The organism is Corynebacterium sp. HMSC034H07 (genome assembly GCF_001815175.1).
In the GTDB taxonomy this organism is placed as follows: Bacteria; Actinomycetota; Actinomycetes; order Mycobacteriales; family Mycobacteriaceae; genus Corynebacterium; species Corynebacterium hiratae.
In genome coordinates, this window is sequence record NZ_KV819529.1 from 48,198 (window position 1) to 62,730 (window position 14,533).

At 61.1% G+C, this 14,533-nt stretch carries 13 protein-coding genes; 5 read left to right on the top strand and 8 right to left on the bottom strand.

What is annotated here, in order from left to right; translation table 11 throughout:
• Positions 1-84: 84 nt before the first annotated feature.
• Genes HMPREF3009_RS07070 through HMPREF3009_RS07080 form a run of 3 tightly spaced genes read left to right on the top strand, consistent with a single transcriptional unit; the run spans position 85 to position 4,055 of the window.
• On the top strand, positions 85-663 hold the full coding sequence (locus HMPREF3009_RS07070) for a spore germination YkwD domain-containing protein (RefSeq protein ID WP_070680968.1): 579 nt from the start codon (positions 85-87) through the stop codon (positions 661-663).
• Between the two features lie 41 nt (positions 664-704).
• On the top strand, positions 705-2,057 hold the full coding sequence (locus HMPREF3009_RS07075) for a nicotinate phosphoribosyltransferase (RefSeq protein WP_083312725.1): 1,353 nt from the start codon (positions 705-707) through the stop codon (positions 2,055-2,057).
• A 36-nt stretch (positions 2,058-2,093) separates the two neighbouring features.
• Positions 2,094-4,055, top strand: coding sequence for an ATP-dependent DNA helicase (locus tag HMPREF3009_RS07080; protein WP_070680970.1), 1,962 nt, complete (start codon positions 2,094-2,096; stop codon positions 4,053-4,055).
• Here the strand turns inward: HMPREF3009_RS07080 and HMPREF3009_RS07085 are convergent.
• From HMPREF3009_RS07085 to nrdF, 4 genes are all read right to left on the bottom strand, one after another.
• The gene (locus tag HMPREF3009_RS07085) at positions 4,052-4,777 is read right to left on the bottom strand and encodes a peptidyl-tRNA hydrolase (RefSeq protein WP_070680973.1); all 726 of its coding nucleotides are present in this window, start codon (positions 4,775-4,777) and stop codon (positions 4,052-4,054) included. The two genes, HMPREF3009_RS07080 and HMPREF3009_RS07085, sit on opposite strands and share 4 nt — an antisense overlap.
• On the bottom strand, positions 4,770-5,963 hold the full coding sequence (serB, locus tag HMPREF3009_RS07090; RefSeq protein ID WP_070680976.1) for a phosphoserine phosphatase SerB: 1,194 nt from the start codon (positions 5,961-5,963) through the stop codon (positions 4,770-4,772). The genes HMPREF3009_RS07085 and serB overlap by 8 nt, the downstream gene beginning before the upstream one ends.
• A gap of 103 nt (positions 5,964-6,066) precedes the next feature.
• Complete coding sequence (ctaD, locus tag HMPREF3009_RS07095; RefSeq protein ID WP_070509772.1) at positions 6,067-7,758, bottom strand: aa3-type cytochrome oxidase subunit I; 1,692 nt, start codon at positions 7,756-7,758, stop codon at positions 6,067-6,069.
• Between the two features lie 351 nt (positions 7,759-8,109).
• Complete coding sequence (gene nrdF / locus HMPREF3009_RS07100; RefSeq protein WP_046647383.1) at positions 8,110-9,099, bottom strand: class 1b ribonucleoside-diphosphate reductase subunit beta; 990 nt, start codon at positions 9,097-9,099, stop codon at positions 8,110-8,112.
• Positions 9,100-9,224: 125 nt separating this feature from the next.
• Here nrdF and HMPREF3009_RS07105 point away from each other — a divergent pair, with 125 nt between their 5' ends.
• A complete protein-coding gene (locus tag HMPREF3009_RS07105; protein WP_070509775.1) occupies positions 9,225-9,914 on the top strand; it encodes a FadR/GntR family transcriptional regulator in 690 nt (229 codons plus the stop codon).
• Here HMPREF3009_RS07105 and nrdE read toward each other — a convergent pair.
• The 4 genes from nrdE to ykgO all read right to left on the bottom strand — a co-directional run bounded on the left by nrdE (position 9,911) and on the right by ykgO (position 13,368).
• Entirely contained in the window at positions 9,911-12,073 is a 2,163-nt protein-coding gene (gene nrdE / locus HMPREF3009_RS07110) for a class 1b ribonucleoside-diphosphate reductase subunit alpha (RefSeq protein WP_070680990.1), read from the bottom strand. The two genes, HMPREF3009_RS07105 and nrdE, sit on opposite strands and share 4 nt — an antisense overlap.
• 63 nt (positions 12,074-12,136) lie before the next feature.
• Positions 12,137-12,562, bottom strand: coding sequence for a class Ib ribonucleoside-diphosphate reductase assembly flavoprotein NrdI (gene nrdI, locus HMPREF3009_RS07115; protein WP_070680979.1), 426 nt, complete (start codon positions 12,560-12,562; stop codon positions 12,137-12,139).
• Between the two features lie 9 nt (positions 12,563-12,571).
• The gene (nrdH, locus tag HMPREF3009_RS07120; RefSeq protein WP_046647387.1) at positions 12,572-12,811 is read right to left on the bottom strand and encodes a glutaredoxin-like protein NrdH; all 240 of its coding nucleotides are present in this window, start codon (positions 12,809-12,811) and stop codon (positions 12,572-12,574) included.
• A 434-nt stretch (positions 12,812-13,245) separates the two neighbouring features.
• Positions 13,246-13,368: a type B 50S ribosomal protein L36 gene (gene ykgO / locus HMPREF3009_RS07125; protein WP_003847162.1), complete on the bottom strand. Its 123-nt coding sequence runs from the start codon at positions 13,366-13,368 to the stop codon at positions 13,246-13,248.
• Between the two features lie 217 nt (positions 13,369-13,585).
• Between ykgO and nadE the strand changes: the two genes are divergently transcribed.
• Positions 13,586-14,398, top strand: coding sequence for an ammonia-dependent NAD(+) synthetase (gene nadE / locus HMPREF3009_RS07130; protein ID WP_369816112.1), 813 nt, complete (start codon positions 13,586-13,588; stop codon positions 14,396-14,398).
• Positions 14,399-14,533 lie beyond the last annotated feature (135 nt).

The window sequence follows — 14,533 nt, forward strand, 5'->3', positions numbered from 1 at the left end:
TCTACACTAGCTAAAATTCTCCGCGTCGCGAGCAGTTATACTGTCAGCGACCCTTAACCTGATTATCGTTTCCAGGTGGCATCAATGAATTCTTTCTCCCTTCCCCCAGCCGTTGTTGACATTCTCGCGGGACGCCAACCGGCGAAGGAGGATGTCGTGCTCCTCCTGCAGCGCGTGCTCACCGTGCTCGTTCTCGGCGGCACGCTCGTGGCTGCTGTGCTGAGCTTGACCAACCCCTCCGACGACGGCAGCTCGACGGATGCGGAACCCCCGACGTCGGAGGCGTGCGACTACGAGCTTCCCGACGTTCCCGTCCAACGCCAGCTCGAAACCATCCAAGAGGAGCTGATAGGTGCGCTCAACACCTGGCGTAAGGAAGACGGCCAAGCCCCACTGGTGCCCTGGATCGACCGCCAAACCGCAGCCCGCGAAAAGGCAGAGTGCAACGCGGTGACCAAGATGCAAGAGCCATCGGAAGAAAATGTGCAGATGGTTCAGCACCACCTGCCCGTGGACAAGGCCAGCGCATATGAATTCGTCGAGGCCTTCCGGGCCTCCCCCGACCACGTGGCCGCCCTGCGGGATCGCCGGATGACCACCGCGGCCGTCGGGGTGGCTTATAACGACGGCGAGGTCTACGTCGTCATTCAGCTTGAGGAATAGAACAGCTGATTTTTTAGGACGCCCTGAGTAGCATCTTCGATGTGACTACTACCTCAGATAACGTCCGGGATGCCGGAAACGACCCTGCAGATCGTTCCACGGCCCTTCTTACCGATAAGTACGAGCTGACCATGCTGCAAGCGGCGCTGCGCGATGGATCCGCGCACCGCCAGGTAGCCTGCGAAGTTTTTGCCCGCCGCCTTCCCAACGAACGGCGCTACGGCGTTGTTGCCGGCACCGAGCGCGTACTGCGCGCCGTCCGAGACTTCCGCTTCACGGCCCAACAGCTGGCGGAGATGGACTTCCTGGATGCTCCAACCAAGGAATACCTGGCCAATTACCGTTTTTCCGGGCAGATCGATGGCTACCGGGAAGGCGAGCTGTACTTCCCCAACTCGCCACTGCTGACCGTGCGCGGCACCTTCGGTGAGTGTCTCATCCTGGAAACCGTGATCCTCTCCATCATGAATTCCGATTCCGCGGTGGCCTCCGCGGCCTCCCGCATGGTGGTTGCCGCGGACGGCCGTCCCATCATTGAGATGGGCTCGCGCCGCACGCACGAATACGCCGCGGTGACTGCTGCCCGCGCCGCCTATCTGGCAGGCTTCCAGGCCACCTCCAACTTGGAGGCCGGCTACCGCTATGACATCCCGGTCTCCGGTACTGCGGCGCATGCGTGGACGCTGGCGCACGTCAATGAGGACGGCACCCCGAACGAAGAGGCCGCCTTCCGCGGGCAGATCGAAACTCTCGGCGTGGATACAACCCTGTTGGTGGATACTTATGACATCACCAAGGGCGTGGAAACCGCCGTCAAGGTGGCCGGACCCGAGCTGGGCGGCGTGCGGATCGATTCCGGCGATTTGGCCGCGGTCACCCGCCGTGTGCGCAAGCAGCTCGATGATTTGGGCAACCACAACACCAAGATCGTGGTCTCCTCCGACCTGGATGAGTTCGCCATCGCCGGTCTGCGCGGCGATCCCGTCGACGTCTATGGCGTGGGCACCTCGGTGGTCACCGGCTCGGGTGCCCCGACTGCTGGCATGGTCTACAAGGTCGTCGAGGTCGATGGCCATCCAGTGGCCAAGCGTTCCTCCTCGAAGAAGTCGCAGGGCGGGGCAAAGCGCGCCTTACGCACCTACCGCTCCTCCGGGGTGGCCGTCGAGGAGCTCGTGCTCCCCTTCTCCGCCGAGAGCCCAGAGACCGGGACGCTGCGTACCCGCGAGATGACGGTGCCGCTGATGCGCGACGGCGAGATCCTCGACAACCTGCCTACCCTCGAGGAATCCCGCGAGTACCTGGCCCAGGCCATCACCACCCTGCCGTGGGAGGGCCTCGCACTCACCCGCGATGAGCCCGCGGTTCCCACCCGCTTTATCGGCTTCGACGCTTAGGAAGTACGCGGGGGAAGACCGACTACACTGGCACCAATGCAGGACACAACGGTTGACCTCCTTGACGCCGCAGTCTCCGCCCTCGGCGGCTCGCGGCGCCCCAGCCAGGTGCGCATGGCGACGGCCGTGACCACTGCGTTGGAGGAAGAGCGCCACCTCGCCGTGCAGGCAGGAACAGGCACAGGTAAGTCCTTGGCCTACCTTGTGCCTGCCTTCCGCCACGCACAGGAAACCGGTCACACCGTCATCGTCTCCACCGCCACGCTGGCGCTCCAACGCCAGCTGGTGGAGCGGGACCTTCCACGTCTGGCCGAGGCCCTCGAGCCGCACCTAGAAAAGAAGCCGACCTTCGCCATCATGAAGGGCCGCTCCAACTACGTCTGCCTCAACAAAGTCTCCCGCGCCGCTGAGCTTGAGGACGAGGACGCCTTGCTCGACGAAGACGCTGTTTCCCACCTCGGCCGCCACGTCCAGCGCGTCTACGAGTGGGCGGAAGACACCGAGACTGGTGACCGCGAGGACTTGGAACCGGGCGTGCCAGACTTAGCGTGGCGGCAGGTATCCGTCACCTCGAACGAGTGCCTCGGTGCCACGCGCTGCCCGCACGGCGAAGACTGCTTCGCGGAGCTCGCACGGCGCCGCGCGGCGGACGTCGATATCGTCGTCACCAACCACGCCCTGCTCGCCATCGACGCGGTGGCGGATATCAATATCCTGCCCGAACACGACGTCGTTATCATCGACGAGGCCCACGAGCTGGACGGCCGCATCACCTCGGTTTCTCCCGCCGAGATCACCGGGCGCGCGCTCAAGATGGCGGCCAGCCGCGCCAAGTCCCTCGGCGCCAACGGCAAAGACCAGCGGCTGAGCGAGCAAGCCAACGAACTGAGCCAACTGCTCGCAGGGTTCGCACCGGGCCGCTGGACCGACCTTCCAGAGGAGGCCAAGCAGCAACTCATGGGCCTAGCGGATACCCTGGCCGATTGCCGCGAGACCATTGCCCGCACCCCCGAGGGCGAACAGGCCCAAGACCCGGAAAAGTTCGCCGAGCGCCAGAACCTGGCCAACCACCTCGCCAGCCTCGTCGAGGCCATCGCCCGCATCCTCGATGTCTTCGCCACCGGTGACCCCGCAGCACACGCCGACGTGGTGTGGCTGGAGCGCGATGAGCGCACGCTGAACGACACCCTGGCCGTCGCCCCGCTCTCTATCGCCGGCATGCTGCACGAAAAGCTTTTCGGCGAGCAGACCGTCGTGCTGACCTCCGCCACTCTGGCCCTAGGCGGGCGCTTCGACGCCATGGCCGCGCAGTGGGGCCTGCCGAAAGGCACGTGGGACAGCCTCGACGTGGGCTATCCCTTTGACCCCGCGCGCAGCGGCATCCTCTACACCGCAGCACCCCTGCCGCAGCCGGGCCGCGATGGGCTGAGCCCCCCGACCCTCCAAGAGATCCGCGAGCTCATCATGGCCGCCGGCGGGCGCACGCTCGGACTCTTCTCCTCGCGGCGGGCCGCGCAACAGGCAGCCGCAGAACTCAAGCCCACCATCCCCTTCGACATCTACCTCCAGGGCGAGGACTCCATCGGTGCGCTCGTGGACAAGTTCACGAAGAACGAAAATTCCTGTCTCTTCGGCACGCTCACGCTCTGGCAGGGCGTCGACGTGCCGGGGCCCTCCTGTTCCCTGGTCCTCATCGATCGCATCCCCTTCCCCCGCCCGGATAACCCACTCATGCAAGCGCGGACCGAGGCCGCAAAGGCGGCAGGGCGCAACGGGTTCATGGAGGTTTCTGCGACTCACGCGGCGCTACTCATGGCCCAAGGTGCGGGCCGCCTGCTGCGCTCCAGTGCGGACCGCGGAGTCGTCGCCGTGCTCGATAACCGCCTAGAGACCAAGCGTTACGGCTCCTACCTGCGAGCCTCCATGCCGCAGATGTGGCCGACGAGCGACCCAGAGGTCGTGCGCGGGGCGCTCAAGCGCCTAGTCGAAGCCCGCTAGGGGCGAGGCAGCGCGCAGACCGTGGCTGAGTCCGGGGCGACCTCGGTGAAACCTGCGTCATGCACCACCACCGCATCGGGGCGCGTGCACGCCGCGGCAAAATCCGCTGGGGCAATCTCGCGCACGGACAGCGCGAAATCCTGCGCCGCCCAGGTTTCCACTTGCTCAACGCTCATCGCCGCGGCCAGCAGCATCGAGCCGTGCCCCACCTGCGCGGCGGCCTTTCCGGCACTCATAGTGAGGGAGGCGTCGATATAGATCACGGGGGCATCGGCAAGCGCGGGGCCCGGGTCATCCTGCGGGAGATCAGTATGGCCGATCTGCAGCTTGGCGACGAGCGGGTGCACATCCTGTACCGCCGAAGGAACGAACACCCGCGCGCGGTCCTCCACGGTGACGCCCGGGAGGGCCTGGACATCGCGCCACGCCTTGTTGCGCGCGCGGCGGGCCACCTTGCGGATGCGGTGGCCGTACCACTGCCCCAAGGCCTCGGCGAAGGCCCCATCCTGGCCGGCCCGATCGTCGAGGCAGAGCTTAACCACACCCCGCGCCGCTGCCTCCAGCACCTCCGTGCGCGTGGGCGGGTCTTGCTTGGGCAGGTTGAGCGCTATCTGCATCGCCTGGATGGTCTCGGGCTTGTCGGGATCCTCGGGATCATCGCGCCAGTTGCGGTCGCTGCACGCTACCGCAAGGCGGCGGTGGGCCTCGCGGAGGTTATTCACTAGCGACTTCCTCCATAGGGATGCCGAGAATCTGCAGGATTTCGTCCATGTATGGGTGGTTAACAGAGGTATCCGCCACCTCGCGCAGGGCGGGCTTGGCGTTGAAGGCAATGCCCAGGCCGGCAGCGGAAATCATGTCGATATCGTTAGCACCATCGCCGACCGCAACGGTCTGCCGCATGCTCAGGCCCGAATCCGCAGCGAACTCACGCAAGAACATCTCCTTGGCCTTGCGGTCCACCACGTCCCCGATGACCCGGCCGGTGAGCTTACCGTCCTCGATCTCCAGGGTGTTGGCACGCACGTAGTCGAGGTCGAGCTCTTTAGCTAGATCCTCGAGGACCTGAATGAAGCCGCCAGACACCACCGCAACCCGGTAGCCCATGCGCTTGAGCGTGCGGATGGTGGTGCGCACGCCTGGGGTCAGACGAATATCGTTGGCGGTTTCCTTAATGACCGATTCCGGCAACCCGGCCAGGGTGGCGACGCGCTCGCGAAGAGACTCTTCGAAGTCCAGCTCACCGCGCATTGCGCGCTCTGTGACGGCGGCAACCTCTGCCTCCTTGCCCGCGTGAGCGGCCAGCATCTCGATGACCTCGCCGGTAATGAGAGTTGAGTCGCAGTCAAAGCAAATGAGGCGCTTCGAGCGGCGTTGCAGGCCGGAGCGCTCGATGGCGATGTCCACGCCCTGCTCCGTGGCCAAGCGGGCCAACATGGCGCGAACAGGGTCAGAGGAGCCATCGATCGTGATGTAGAGCTCCAGGCCGTTGAGCGGGTACGTGGACAGGCCGCGGATGCGGTCGATGTTGACATCGAGGTTGGCCAACTCTTTGGCTATCGCCGACATGTGGCTTGCGTTGACTTGACGGCCCAGCACCACGACGACGTGTGTCGAGCGCGGGCGGGAGGTGGCTTCCTCCTCCCGGGGCTCCACGGTGATGGACTGCGCATAGATGCTCAACGTGTTGCGCAGCCCCTGCTCCATGGCCTCCAGACGCGAGGCGCTGACACGGATGTACGCGGAGAGGGAGATGCGGCCGGAGAAGATGGCCTGTTCGGCGTCGACAAGCTCGACGTTATGGGAGCTAAGAACGCGGAAGAAGGCGGCAGACACGCCTGGTTTGTCGGGACCTGAGGCGGTGACAACGGCGAAAACTTGTTCACTTTGATTATCCACGGGCCTCATTATCGCACACCGCGATCCTGGAATCTCCACCAACGGCAAACGCCGCCACCCCATCGCTGTGATGGGGTGGCGGCGTTTTCAGGAGTACTCAGCTAGTGAGTGCTTAGTGCCCGACGTGTGCTTCCTCGCGCATGCGCTTAACCATGTGCGGGTAGTGCAGCTCGAAGGCCGGGCGCTCAGAACGGATGCGCGGCAGGGACACGAAGTTGTGGCGCGGCGGCGGGCAGGAGGTAGCCCACTCGAGGGAGTTGCCGTAGCCCCACGGATCGTCCACGGTGACGATCTCGCCGTAGCGCCAGGACTTGAAGACGTTCCATACCAGCGGAATAACCGAGGCGCCGAGAACGAAGGAGAAGATGGTGGAAATCTGGTTGAAGACCGTGAAGCCATCAGACTCCAGGTAGTCGGCGTAACGACGCGGCATACCCATGTTGCCCACCCAGTGCTGAACCAGGAAGGTGCCGTGGAAGCCGATGAAGGTCAGCCAGAAGTGGATCTTGCCCAGACGCTCATCCAACATGCGGCCGGTCATCTTCGGGAACCAGAAGTACAGACCACCGAAGGCGGAGAAGACCACGGTACCGAACAGGGTGTAGTGGAAGTGAGCGATAAGGAAGTAGGACTCTGCGAGGTGGAAGTCCAGCGCCGGGGAGGCCAGCATAATACCGGTCATACCACCGAAGAGGAAGGTGGTCAGGAAGCCCATGGCGAAGATCATCGGGGTATCCCAGGTGATGTGGCCCTTCCACATGGTGCCGACCCAGTTGAAGAACTTCACGCCGGTCGGAACCGCAATCAGGAAGGTCATAAAGGAGAAGAACGGCAGCAGGATGGCGCCAGTCACGAACATGTGGTGTGCCCACACAGCCATGGACAGAGCACCAATGGCCAGCAGAGCGAAGACGAGGCCGATGTAGCCGAAGACCGGCTTACGGGAGAAGACCGGGACAATCTCAGAGATAATGCCGAAGAACGGCAGTGCGAGGACGTAAACCTCCGGGTGGCCGAAGAACCAGAAGAGGTGCTGCCACAGGATGGCGCCGCCGTTGGCGGAGTCATAGATGTGGCCGCCCAGCTTGCGGTCATACAGCACGCCCAGCGCCGCAGCGGTCAGCAGCGGGAAGATCATCAGCACGATGATGGAAGCGGTGAAGATAGCCCACGTGAAGACCGGCAAACGGAACATGGTCATGCCCGGCGCACGCAGGGTGAGAATGGTGGTGATCATGTTGATGGCGGAAGCAATGGTACCGACACCGGTAGCACCCACACCAACGATCCACATGTCCGCGCCGATGCCCGGGGTGTGGACGGAATCAGCCAGCGGCATGTACATGGTCCAGCCGAAGTCAGCAGCGCCGCCCGGGGTCAAGAAGCCCGCGAGCATAACGATGCCGCCGGTCAGGGTAATCCAGAAGCCGAAGGCGTTCAGACGCGGGAAGGCCACGTCCGGTGCGCCAATCTGCAGGGGCATAACGTAGTTACCGAATGCCCACACCACTGGTGTAGCAAACAGCAGCAGCATCACAGTGCCGTGCATGGTGAACAGCTGGTTGAACTGCTCGTTGGACAGGAACTGCAGTCCTGGGGTGAAAAGCTCAGCGCGAAGCAGCAGAGCCATGAAGCCACCGAGGAAGAAGAAGCTGAAGGACATGATCATGTACATGATGCCCAGCTGCTTGTGGTCGGTGGTGGTTAGCATCATCCAAGCCTTGGAACCGGTCTTTGCGTTACCAGTCGGCTCTGGACGTGTAGGCGCGACGTAATCGTCGAGCCGTGGCGCCACAGCGGTCATAAAATCCTCCTGAAGAACAAGTGCTTAACCACATCGGCATCACGCGTTTTCTCGCGCCACACGCTCAGTAGTCAAACACCTAGGTTTACTCGCATTATATTAGGCCACCTCAGGGCCTAATTTCCAGCGCTCTGTTGTTTTCCGCCAACCTTGCTAACCCCGTTTGGTGCAGATAACGCCATGTACGGGGCCAACTGCCTACACCACGCCCTAGCACACGGTGATCTAGAACACATGAACGCGGGGGTGTCGTCCCCTAAAACCCGAAAACGCACCCCCTGAAAGAATCAACCTTTCGGATGATCCCTGCCAGGAGGTGCGGTACGGCGACAGGTAAATGCGAGGAACTAGCTAGAAGTCCCAGTCATCATCGGTCGTTTCCTCTGCCTTACCAATCACATAGGAGGAGCCGGAGCCGGAGAAGAAGTCGTGGTTCTCGTCCGCGTTCGGGGACAGCGAGGACAGGATAGCCGGAGACACGCGGGTCTCATCAGCCGGGAACAGCCCCTCGAAGCCGAGGTTGTTCAGAGCCTTGTTGGCGTTGTAGCGAAGGAAGCGCTTCACATCTTCGGTCCAGCCCAGCTCGTCATACAGATCCTCGGTGTAGTCGATCTCGTTCTCGTAGAGGTCGTAGAGCAGGTCGAAGGCATAGCCCTTCATTTCCTCCTGCTCCGGCCCCGACAGCTTCTTGTACCCCTGCTGGAACTTGTAGCCGATGTAATAGCCGTGGACGGCCTCATCGCGGATGATGAGGCGAATGATATCCGCGGTGTTCGTCAGCTTCGCGCGCGAAGAGAAGTGCATCGGCAGGAAGAAACCGGAGTAGAAGAGGAAGGACTCCAGCAGCGTGGAGGCGACCTTCTTCTTCAGCGGATTGTCACCCTGGTAATAGGACATAACAATCTTGGCCTTGCGCTGCAGGTTCTCATTTTCCTCAGACCAGCGGAAAGCATCGTTGATCATCGGGGTCGACGCTAGCGTCATGAAGATATTGGAGTAGGACTTCGCGTGCACCGACTCCATGAAGGCGATGTTGGTGTAGACGGCCTCTTCGTGGGGCGTGACGGCGTCGGGAAGCAGCGATACCGCACCCACGGTGCCCTGGATAGTGTCGAGCAACGTCAGGCCAGCGAAGACGCGCATGGTGGTCTCCTGTTCCTTCTCCGTGAGCGTCTTCCAGCTCTGGATGTCGTTGGACACCGGGACCTTCTCTGGGAGCCAGAAGTTGCCGGTTAGACGATCCCACACCTCAAGATCCTTCTCATCTGGAATGGTGTTCCAGTTGATTGCCTTCACCGGAGCCTCGTGGCTGGCGATGTAATCGTCGTACTCGTGAGACACGCACGTCACCTCGTCTTACTAGTAATTTGTGAGTCTGGTGCCATCGTACCCGGTAAAACTAGGGGCCAAAATTCCTGCGTGTTTTATACTTGAGCCCTACTCCCACGACCCCGAGTTTCGATGGAATGACTGAACCCTCCACTCCCCTACTCAGCACCGTTTTGGACGCGCTGGGCACTGATATCGTCAGTGGCGCCCTCCCCGCCGGTGAACGTTTTACGCTCAACGACCTCTGCGAGCGCTTCGGCATTTCCCGAACCGTGGCGCGCGAAGCCATGCGCGCACTGGAGCAACTGGGAATGGTCTCGTCCTCGCGCCGCGTCGGCATTACGGTACTGCCTATCAGCGAATGGGCGGTCTACGATCCCGCTATCATTTCGTGGCGCTTGGGCTCGGAGAAAGCGCGCGATAGCCAGCGCACCTCCCTTAATGATCTGCGCCTCGCCATCGAGCCTGTCGCCGCGGGCTTAGCCGCACAGCACGCCTCCCCTGAAGATAAGGAAGAGATTCTGGAGCTGGCCCAGCGCCTCCAGGTCACGCCCACGCGGCGCGTCGGCGAGCACCTCGCCACAGATCTGCGCTTCCACGCCATGGTCCTCCACGCCTCAGGCAATGAGATGTTCTCAGCGCTGAGCCCCTACCTGCTCTCCATGGTGCGCGGGCGTTCGCTCTATGGTTCCCGCAAGCGAAACCCGACGGCCGGTACCGCCCAACTTCATCTCGATTTGGCAGAAGCCATCAACCGCGGCGACTCACCTGAGGCAGAAAAAATCGCACGCGCCATCTTGCTTGAGGCGCGTGCGAATAAGGGTTAGAGCATGCAGGAAACGCAGCCCTCAATCTCAGTACCTTCCAGAGCCATCTGGCGCAGGCGGATGTAGTAAAGGGTCTTAATGCCCTTGCGCCAAGCGTAAATCTGAGCGCGGTTGATATCGCGGGTAGTGGCGGTGTCCTTGAAGAACAGCGTCAGCGACAGACCTTGGTCAACGTACTTCGTGGCCTCGGCGTAGGTATCGATGATCTTCTCGTAGCCGATCTCGTAGGAGTCCTTGAAGTACTCCAGGTTGTCGTTGTCCATGTGCGGCGCCGGGTAGTAGACGCGGCCGATCTTGCCTTCCTTGCGGATCTCAATCTTCGACGCAATCGGGTGAATCGAGGAGGTTGAGTTATTGATGTAGGAGATCGAGCCGGTCGGCGGCACCGCCTGCAGGTTGCGGTTGTAAATGCCATGCTTGGCGACGTCCGCCTTCAGCTCCGCCCACTCCTCAGCCGACGGGGTGTGGATCGACGACTTAGCGAAGAGCTCCTTGACCTTCTCCGTGCGGGGAGCAAAGTCGGCCGGATCGTAGCGGTCGAAGAATTCGCCGCTCGCGTATTCAGATTCCGGGAACTCCGTGAAGTACTCGCCGCGTTCACGCGCCAGCTTGTTAGATGCGCGCAGCGCGGCGTACATGATGGCCGCAAAGTAGGCATTGGTGAAATCGAGGCCTTCCTCCGAGCCGTACTCGATGTGCTCGCGACCGAGATAGCCGTGCAGGTTCATCTGCCCCAGGCCAATGGCGTGGGAATCATCGTTGCCTTTGCGCACGGAAGGCACGGAGTTGATGGAGGTCTTGTCGGCCACGGCGGTCAAACCGCGGATGGCCGTTTCCACCGTGAGGGCGAAATCCGGAGAATCCATGGTCGCGGCAATGTTGAGGGAGCCAAGGTTGCAGGAAATGTCGCTGCCCAAGGTCTTGTAGGTGAGGTCCTCGTTGAGCTCCGACGGGGAGTTTACCTGCAGAATCTCCGAGCAGAGGTTCGACATGTTGATGCGCCCGGTCTTGACCGGATTGGCACGGTTCACGGTGTCCTCGAACATGATGTACGGGTATCCGGACTCGAACTGCAGCTCCGCGACGGTCTGGAAGAAGTGGCGAGCGTTGATCTTCTTCTTGCGAATACGCGGATCCTCGACCATCTCTTCGTAGTGCTCGGTGACGGAAATATCGCCGAAGGCCTTACCGTAGACGCGCTCAACATCGTACGGGCTGAACAGGTACATGTCGTCGTTGTTCTTCGCCAGCTCGAACGTAATATCCGGGATCACGATGCCGAGCGAGAGAGTCTTGATACGGATCTTCTCATCCGCGTTCTCGCGCTTGGTGTCGAGGAAGTTCATGATGTCCGGGTGATGCGCGTTGAGGTAGACCGCACCAGCACCCTGACGAGCACCCAGCTGGTTGGCGTAGGAAAAGGAATCCTCGAGCAGCTTCATTACGGGGATGACGCCGGAAGACTGGTTCTCGATGTGCTTGATGGGTGCACCAGACTCGCGGATATTGGACAGCAGCAGAGCGACGCCGCCACCGCGCTTGGACAACTGCAGAGCAGAGTTAATGGAGCGGCCGATCGACTCCATATTGTCCTCGATGCGCAACAGGAAACAAGACACTAGCTCGCCGCGCTGTGCCTTGCCGGCGTTGAGGAACGTCGGGGTGGCCGGCTGGAAGCGGCCGGTCATGATCTCATCGACGAGGCGCTCTGCCAGCTTCGTGTCTCCGTCAGCCAGGAACAAGGCAGTCATAGATACACGGTCCTCGAAGCGCTCGAGGTAGCGGCGACCGTCGAAGGTCTTCAACGTGTAGGAGGTGTAGTACTTGTAGGCACCCAGGAAGGTCTTAAAGCGGAACTTAAAGGCGTAGGCGCGCTTAAACAGGGACTTGATGAACTCAAAGTCATACTGCTCGATCAGTCCCGGCTCGTAGTACTTGTTTTCTACCAGGTAGCGCATCTTTTCTTCCAAGTCATGGAAGTAGACTGTGTTCTGGTTGACGTGCTGGAGGAAGAACTGGTTCGCGGCCTCGCGGTCCTTGTCGAACTGAATCTTGCCATTCTCGTCATACAGGTTCAGCAGGGCGTTGAGCGCATGGTAGTCCAGCTGCTCTTCCGGCTTCACAGGTTCAGCGACGGTCTTACCCAGTTGCGTGGTCACGACGTTCACGGGCCTTTCTTTGCTATGGCGAAATGGAGAGATGGGTTGGTAGGAATTAAAGCCTTAGGCGGCTAAACCTAAAGCGGCCGCGTTGGCCAAGAGGCCTTCACGGCAAATTGTGACATCTTCCTCGGTTCCGAGAAGTTCGAAGCGGTACACATAAGGAACCTTACACTTGGCTGCGATGACCTCGCCGGCCTTGCCAAAGTCACTGCCGAAGTTGCTGTTACCTCCAGCGACGACAGCACGAATGAAACCGCGGTTGTGTTCGTCATTCAGGAAACGAATAACTTGCTTGGGGACAGGCCGCGTGTTCCGCCCACTCATCGATGCCCCTCCCCCATACGTCGGACAAATCAAGACGTAGGGTTCATTCACAGTGATGGGCTCATCGCTGAGACGCAGCGGGATGCGGACGCTGGGAAGGCCGAGCTTCTCGACGAAGCGGTGGGTGTTTTCCGTAGCGGAAGAGAAATACACGACCAACATGGTTTTGCCCTAGGCGCTCGCCGCCATCGCAGAGAGTGCCTTGATGCGGTCAGGACGGAAGCCGGACCAGTGCTCACCGTGCGCCTCAACGACCGGTGCTTGGACGTAACCCAGAGCCATCACGTAGTCGCGGGCATCATCATCCAGGGAGATATCCACCGTCTCATATTTGAGGCCAGCACGGTCGAGGGCCTTCTTGGTGGCGTTGCACTGGACACAAGCTGGCTTGGTGTAGAGGGTGATGCTCATGTGACGTTCCTTTAGCTTCCTTCGGCACTACACGCGGAGTGACTGTTGAATTCGATACGAGCAGAGCGTTCAGCGGCTCTGCATGCGAGCTCTGAGCGGTGATGTAGGGCCGCCGCCCGAGCAACATCAACGACACTATACTTTGTGCCCGCACCCCGCAACTAACACAATATGTAGTAGTTACATGGCTGGTATTCCCAGGATGTAACTCGGCCCGACCCCACATGTTGACCCCCCGCCACAACCCCCACCGCCACGGCGGTAACTACACGGGTGATATTCCCTGCACGTTTACCAAACGTTCACTCAGTTTGTGACAAAGTCCACAAAAGGGAGCAGATCACCCGCGACACCCTCCCCTGGCCGTGAAGGGAGGCATAAAAAAATCCGCCGCCCCCGCAACGCGGGGACGGCGGACCAAGGACACTTGTTTCTTAGCCCTGGCGAGCCTTGAAGCGCGGATCCTTCTTGTTGATCACGAAGACTTTACCGTGGCGGCGAATAACCTGGGCGCCCGGCTTCTTCTTCAGCGACCGAAGCGACTTGCGAACCTTCATCGGGCGCTCCTTTCGTTATGCGCAATCTTGATGCGATTGATTAGTTCAAAGCACAGCTGGGCAAACACCCAGCAATGACACGAGGAAAAATATTACCCCACGAGCGCCTCATTACCAAAACACTCACGTCATCGAGAACTAGCCACGCCAACTTTTCCTCGAACCAACCTCGCAGACCCTCGGACCACCGCCGCGCGTGATGGCTACCATGGTCGCTATGACACAAGCATCCAGGGAGCTTCAGCAAGAGATCATCGCTGCGCTAGGGGCGAAACCCTCCATTGATCCGGCAGAGGAGGTTGAACGCCGCGTCGACTTCCTTGCCACGTATCTACGCAACACCGGCGCTCAGGGCTTTGTCCTCGGCATTTCCGGTGGTCAGGATTCTACCCTTGCCGGTCGCTTGGCCCAGCTGGCCGTTGAGCGTGTCGATGGCGCTCACTTTTGGGCCGTACGTCTTCCTCATGGCACGCAAGCGGACGAGGACGATGCGCAAGTAGCGCTCGATTTCATCCAGCCCGATTACCGGCTCACCATCAACATTGCGGACGCCACAGCGGCTCTCGACGGCGCCGTTGCTTCCGCACTCAACACGGAGCATTTGGACGATTTCAACCGTGGAAATCTAAAGGCACGTCTGCGCATGTCCGCCCAATATGCGGTGGCTGGTGAGGTCGGCGCACTCGTTATCGGAAGCGACCATGCCGCCGAAAACGTCACGGCTTTCTTTACCAAGTGGGGTGACGGCGCCGCTGACGTCATCCCGCTCGCCGGACTCAACAAGCGTCAGGGCGCTCAGCTTCTCGAGCACCTGGGGGCGCCCGAGTCCACGTGGAAGAAGGTTCCCACCGCCGACTTGGAGGATGACCGCCCACAGTTATCTGATGAGGAAGCACTCGGCGTGACCTATGCCCATATCGACGACTACCTCGAGGGCAAGGCCGTGCCTGACGACGCCCGCGAGCGCATCGAAAGCCTCTGGCGCCGCGGCGCCCACAAGCGGATCATGCCGCCCGGGCCCACCAGCTAGCAAGTTCTCGCCAGCCCCTCACCTGAGGGGCTTTTCTCATGCCAGCCCCATTACCCCTCTAACCAGGAGTTTTGTTCCTCCGGTTGCGGGGTCGGGAGTGCTGTTTTAGTCTCTGTGCCCATGGGGGATATCGAA